General features: G+C 54.2%; 6 protein-coding genes. 1 reads left to right on the top strand and 5 read right to left on the bottom strand.

Annotated elements, in window-relative coordinates; genetic code table 11:
- The first annotated feature begins 102 nt into the window (after positions 1 to 102).
- Positions 103 to 426 carry a reverse transcriptase domain-containing protein gene (locus G403_RS25165; RefSeq protein WP_081697591.1) on the top strand — a complete coding sequence of 108 codons (324 nt, stop codon included), beginning with the start codon at positions 103 to 105 and terminating at the stop codon, positions 424 to 426.
- Here G403_RS25165 and G403_RS0120245 read toward each other — a convergent pair.
- From G403_RS0120245 to phnC, 5 genes are read right to left on the bottom strand one after another with little or no spacing between them, the layout of a single operon-like run.
- Positions 341 to 1,201, bottom strand: a complete 861-nt coding sequence (locus G403_RS0120245; protein ID WP_011783503.1) for a LysR family transcriptional regulator — start codon at positions 1,199 to 1,201, stop codon at positions 341 to 343. The genes G403_RS25165 and G403_RS0120245 overlap by 86 nt on opposite strands.
- Positions 1,195 to 2,205, bottom strand: a complete 1,011-nt coding sequence (locus tag G403_RS0120240) for a phosphonate dehydrogenase (RefSeq protein ID WP_011783502.1) — start codon at positions 2,203 to 2,205, stop codon at positions 1,195 to 1,197. Before G403_RS0120240 ends, G403_RS0120245 begins: the two co-directional genes overlap by 7 nt.
- A 9-nt stretch (positions 2,206 to 2,214) precedes the next feature.
- On the bottom strand, positions 2,215 to 3,045 hold the full coding sequence (phnE, locus tag G403_RS0120235; protein ID WP_020833798.1) for a phosphonate ABC transporter, permease protein PhnE: 831 nt from the start codon (positions 3,043 to 3,045) through the stop codon (positions 2,215 to 2,217).
- A gap of 10 nt (positions 3,046 to 3,055) precedes the next feature.
- Positions 3,056 to 3,919, bottom strand: a complete 864-nt coding sequence (gene phnD / locus G403_RS0120230) for a phosphate/phosphite/phosphonate ABC transporter substrate-binding protein (RefSeq protein WP_027855594.1) — start codon at positions 3,917 to 3,919, stop codon at positions 3,056 to 3,058.
- Positions 3,916 to 4,761 (bottom strand): phosphonate ABC transporter ATP-binding protein, encoded by an 846-nt coding sequence (gene phnC, locus G403_RS0120225; protein WP_027855593.1) that lies wholly within the window; start codon positions 4,759 to 4,761, stop codon positions 3,916 to 3,918. Before phnC ends, phnD begins: the two co-directional genes overlap by 4 nt.
- Between the last annotated feature and the right edge of the window lie 506 nt (positions 4,762 to 5,267).

The following is a 5,267-nucleotide window of genomic DNA, read 5'->3' as shown; positions in this document are numbered from 1 at the left end:
TTCCATGATGGGCTCCTTCTTTACGATTGGTTGAGTCAACTACCAATCTGGCACATAAATGCCATAGGAGGGGGAGTCCATCCCATTTCCCTAACGGCACCGATGCAGACGAAAGATGGTAAGCAGGAACGACGGAACGTTGGCACACCACAAGGTGGCCCGTTATCGCCAGTTCTGGCAAACCTGTTTCTGCATTATGCATTGGATCGTTGGCTGACCGTTCGTCATCCGGATATCCCATTCTGCCGATATGCAGATGACGGAATACTGCGTTGTCGAAGTGAGCGTGAGGCTCAGTATCTGCATTCCCAGCTAGATATGCGTGAGGTGGACCCAATAGCTATTCACAGAGATGCCCAACAAACGAGTATACTGGCCTGTGTTTGTCCAGGCTGCTCGGATAAATCACCATCAGCTCCTTGCTAAGGCCAGGCTCACTCACGGGAATAGCCACCAGACTTCCATTTTGGACCTCCTCCCGTACAGAACTTTCAAGCACCAACGATGCGCCAAGTCCGACCTTAACCGCTTGCTTGACGGCTTCGGTGCTACCCAGCTGCATAGATACCGTCGGAAATGGCCCATGCTCACCGAAGTAGGTCGCCAAAAGCCGGCCAGTGCCGGTGCCGGGTTCGCCGCCGATCAGAGCCATGTTAGACAGCGTATCGCGGTCGATATCGGTTCGACGGGCTAACGGGTGACCAGGCGGAACGATTAGAACAACGGGCTCGTTACGCCACGCCTGAGCATGGAATCCGGGTAGATCATGCCACCACTCCATAATCGCCACGTCCAGCTCACCGTCCGATAAATGCCGTGCAATAGTCGGATTGGAATCTATTACCACATCCACCTCGGGCCCTACGCCCAGCTCCTTGTAACGACGGATGTAGGGCTGGAGCATATAAATCCCAATATTGGAGCTCGCCCCAACGCGAAGTCGAGCCTCCATAATGGAAGATCTCGCCTGCTCCTCCAGCCGGAGCAGACTTCGGGCAAAAGGCAACAAGGTTAAGGCAGCCCGGGTTGGCTCACAGCCAGAGCGCCCCCTGTGGACCAATAAAACGCCAAGTTGGTTTTCGAGTTTTTGAAGGTGCTGGGACAGTGTGGGTTGTGCGATGTCCAACTGGCGGGCTGCGGCCTGAAACCCGTTGTGGTCCAGCACCGCCACGAAACTCTTCAGCCAGACAAGATTCAGCATGGGCCGCTCTCGCGGCCACTGGGATCATTGATCGCATCACCCGGCCGCTCACCCCGAAGCACTTGCAGAATGTTCCGAGCAGCGCGTTGCTCGATAGCCAGACGCACCTGGCTGACTGCCGATCCGATGTGAGCAGTAAACAGCGTGTTGGGGTGGGCCCTGAGCCCCTGGGCGATCTCCCTCGGACGATCTTCTCTCGCCCAATCTTCCATCTCAAACACATCAGCGGCGTACCCCCCCAACTGACCGGATTGAAGCGCTTGCAGAACACTACCCTCATCCACCACAGATCCACGGCAGGGATTGATAAGGAATGCGCCCGGTTTCATTCCTGTTAGCGTTTCGCGATTAATGGTGTGGAGGGTTTGCTCATTGAGCGCCAGTGCCAGGATCACAATATCTGACTGGGCCAGCAGCATCTTGAGGGGAGTATGGGACAAACCCAGTGCCTGCTCATGCTGCACGGGTAAACGTTCCGGCTGGGAATAGATTAAATCCGCTCCCCATCCGTTCAGGCGCTGCGCCACCGCTTGGCCGATGGCCCCCATACCCACAATACCAATCCGTGAGCCTTCGATCCCCTGCCCATAGAAGCGTGGTGTCCAGCCAGTAAATTCACCGGATCGAACGAAGTGGTCCGCCGCCTTGACTTGTCGGGTGAGACTGATCGTCAGCCCGACCGTTAGCTCTGCAGTAGGCACGGTTAGCAAATCCGGTACAAATGTCAGCCAAACCCCATGACGCGTGCAGGCATCCACATCAAAGTTGTCATAGCCTTTCAGGGCTGCACCAATCACCTTCAAGCGCGGACACCCCTGTAGGAACTCCACTCCAACTCGGTCTGGCATGAACGCCATCATCGCATCAGCGTCTGCAACGCGCGCAGCCACTTCCTCCTGGGGCAACGTGGCGCCGGATTGGTTGGTGACCAGCTCGCAATCTTGGGCAAGTTCATCCAGAACACTGTCATGGATCTTATGGGTTATCACAACCTTGGGTTTCATAGATGGTCCTTATTTGAATTTCTTACGAAGGCGGCCACTGAGACTGTCCACGACGGTGACCATCAACAAGATGACAATGAGAATGGCGCTGACTTCCTGATACTGCATGATTCTCAGCGAGCCCATCAATTCGAAGCCAATACCACCGGCACCCACCATGCCCATTACGGTCGAGGCACGGAAATTGTATTCCCAGCGATAAATGGACACGTCCGCGAATTGAGGAAGTACTTGTGGCAGCACGGCGTGATAGAGCACCTGCAAGCGAGTAGCGCCGGCAGCATCGGCCGCTTCCACTGGCGCCTCATCTACATGCTCAATCGCTTCGGCAAAAAACTTTCCAACCATGCCAATGGAGTGAAGACCGAGCGCCAGTACGCCAGGCAACGCCCCAAAACCAACAGCAGCCACGAAGATGATGCCCATGATCAGTTCCGGGACTGAACGCAAACCGTTTAAAAGGGTTCGAGTTACTTGGAACACCACCGGATGTGGAGAGGTGTTGCGCGCAGCCAGGAATGCCAGTGGCACAGACAAGGTTACTGCAATGGCAGTACCGGCAATGCTCATCGCAAGCGTGTCGATTAACGGCGACACCCAGCTGGCCACATTGGTGAAGTCAGGTGGAAGAGATTCGCCAATGAGTGTGCCTATGGCTGGCACGCCATTGGCAAGTGTATTGAAATTGAGCAGCCCTACGTGCCAACTTGCGACAAAAATGATGAGCAGCACTAACAGCGACTGTCCGAGTTTTTTCCGCCAGCCTTTCGCGTGCTCATCCAGCACGGAGGCCGACGGGGCCGGCGACAGAGTCGCCGGTTCCGTCGTTGTATAGTTCATGGGGCACTCCTCACATTTTTGCGAAATCAAGATTGAGCAGGCCACCCATAGCGCGGATGACATCGTAATCTTCGTCGGTAATTGCCGCGAATCCCTCAGCCTTCAGGTTGTCGAGAATCTCCGGGTCATCGATCTGCAGAAAGGCTTTCTGAATGTTGCTCTTCAGCTCAGGGGCCAGGTTCGAACGCATGGCCCAGGGGTATTGAGGAAAGTCACCGCTGTAGCCCAGCACTTTGACCTTGCTCCGATCAATCAAACCGAGGTCCATCACATGCTCGAAGATAACTTCGGACAACCCTCCGGCGTCGGCATTGCCATTGGCGACGTTAACCGCAACAGCGTCATGGCTACCGACGAAATGAGCCTCATAGTCCTTTCCGGCTTCGAGCTCTGCCTTCTCAAGGAGTACGGTCTTGGGGATCAGGTGGCTGGAAGTGGATGCGCGGTCACCGTAGGCCATTTTCTTGCCTTTGATATCCGCGAAGGAGCCAACGCCAGAGTCCGCATTGGCAATAATGATGGAGCGATAAGTCGGCTTCCCGTCTACCACCATGGCGGCAAAGGGTTCAATGTCACTCTTACTCTTGGCCATCACATAGGACAACGGACCAAAGTAAGCCAGGTCAATTCGGCCAAAACGCATGGCTTCGATCATGGAGGAGTAATCGGTGGTAACAATCAGTTCTACTTCCTTACCAAGAGTGGTTTCCAGGTAATCCTTCAAAGGTTGGTTTCGCTTGATCAGTTCTGACGCGTTCTCATCCGGCAGCAAGGCAACTTTCAAAAGATCAGGGTCTGTATCTGCGGCATAGGCTGACCAATGGATGCCGAGCATCATTATCAGAGCCAGCAAAGAGTGAATCATTGTCTTCATTGTGCTATCTCCAGTACGTCTGTCGTTATCGGGGTGGTCTTAGGTTTATGGATGGCTGGTTTGCCTTCCGCAGCTACCACGCTGGGTGAACGGTGGTAAATCTCGTCCAGGTGTTTCGATTTCAGGTTTTCAGGAGCATCGTCAAAAACGATATGAGCGTTCGAAAGGCCGATGATCCGGTCTGCAAAACGCTGGGCGTATTCCAATTGGTGCAAGGAAATAACCGCGGTGATTCCATCTTCCTGACAAATATCGCGCAGTAGGCCGAGTACCTTTTCAGAAGTGGCCGGATCCAGGCTGGCAACGGGCTCATCGGCAAGAATCATGGATGGTTGCTGCACCAATGCTCTGGCGATTCCAACCCGCTGCTGCTGGCCGCCGGACAACTGATCTACTCGGGAAAGCGCTTTGTCAGCCAGACCTACGCGGTCGAGGCATTGCAGAGCCAACTCCAGGTCCTGCCGGGGCAGGGGAAGCAGGCCTCGCCAAGTACCGTGATACGCAAGTCTGCCTGTCAGCACATTCTGTAACGCGGTGTATCGTTCGATCAGCTGGTGATGCTGGAACACCATGGCGGTGCGGCTGCGGTGCTGTCGCAGGATTCTACGGTTGGTCAGTTCACCAAACTCGCCAGACACAACCTTCCCGGTTGTGGGCTTAACCAGGTGATTCAGTGAACGAAGCAGAGTGGATTTACCCGCGCCTGAAAGTCCCAGTAGCACGGTGAATTCGCCCTTGTGAAAGTGAACGTTGGTGGGTTTGAGCGCGAGGACGTTTCCCGGGTAGGTTACGCCCATACTCTCGACTCGAAGCATCACATTGGTTGATTGAGTTGGGGCCACAGGATCACCTTTTGCAATAAATAAGCTCGCCGTATTGCGAGTTACAATTGAACGATAAAGCTGAGAGATGACACCGTCGTGTCACTGACGTGACAGTTTGATGAAGTGCTTTTGGTTCGCAAGGATTTTCCGAAGGGCTCTGTGAAATACATGGAGCTCAGCCAAAGTGGAACGAGCCACCCAGGAGCTTAAGCAACAAAAATTGCGTTCCACCGTCAGTCGGCGAATCTCACGGTACAGTTCGTCCGTGCTGAGTTCATCGAATTGCTTACCGACTATACTCTTGCCTTCGAGGAGGTCGGACGCGCTCTCCAATAGGTCGCGCTTCCAGGTGCTGACTATGGTGGGGTGGATCTGGAAACGGGCAGCAATTCAAGGTGTGGCCTTAAGGGTGGGCAAGGACAGCCTTGCACTTACTAATTCGAAATAAAGTAAGCGAACATTACCCGGAGATATAAGCCAAATCCGGATGGCCAAAAAACGATTTCAATAGTCGTGGCAATTTT

This window comes from Marinobacterium litorale DSM 23545, assembly GCF_000428985.1.
GTDB classification, from domain to species: Bacteria; Pseudomonadota; Gammaproteobacteria; order Pseudomonadales; family Balneatricaceae; genus Marinobacterium_D; species Marinobacterium_D litorale.
The sequence above is the reverse complement of the archived record's forward strand: the minus strand, read 5'-3'. Positions and strand labels throughout refer to the sequence as shown.

Excerpts from the sequence above, each read along its gene's own strand:
- G403_RS25165 (WP_081697591.1), top strand. The coding sequence starts at position 103 with ATGCAGACGAAAGATGGTAAGCAGGAACGACGGAACGTTGGCACACCA.
- G403_RS0120240 (WP_011783502.1), bottom strand. The coding sequence starts at position 2,205 with ATGAAACCCAAGGTTGTGATAACCCATAAGATCCATGACAGTGTTCTG.
- phnD (WP_027855594.1), bottom strand. The coding sequence starts at position 3,919 with ATGAAGACAATGATTCACTCTTTGCTGGCTCTGATAATGATGCTCGGC.
- G403_RS0120245 (WP_011783503.1), bottom strand. The coding sequence starts at position 1,201 with ATGCTGAATCTTGTCTGGCTGAAGAGTTTCGTGGCGGTGCTGGACCAC.
- phnE (WP_020833798.1), bottom strand. The coding sequence starts at position 3,045 with ATGAACTATACAACGACGGAACCGGCGACTCTGTCGCCGGCCCCGTCG.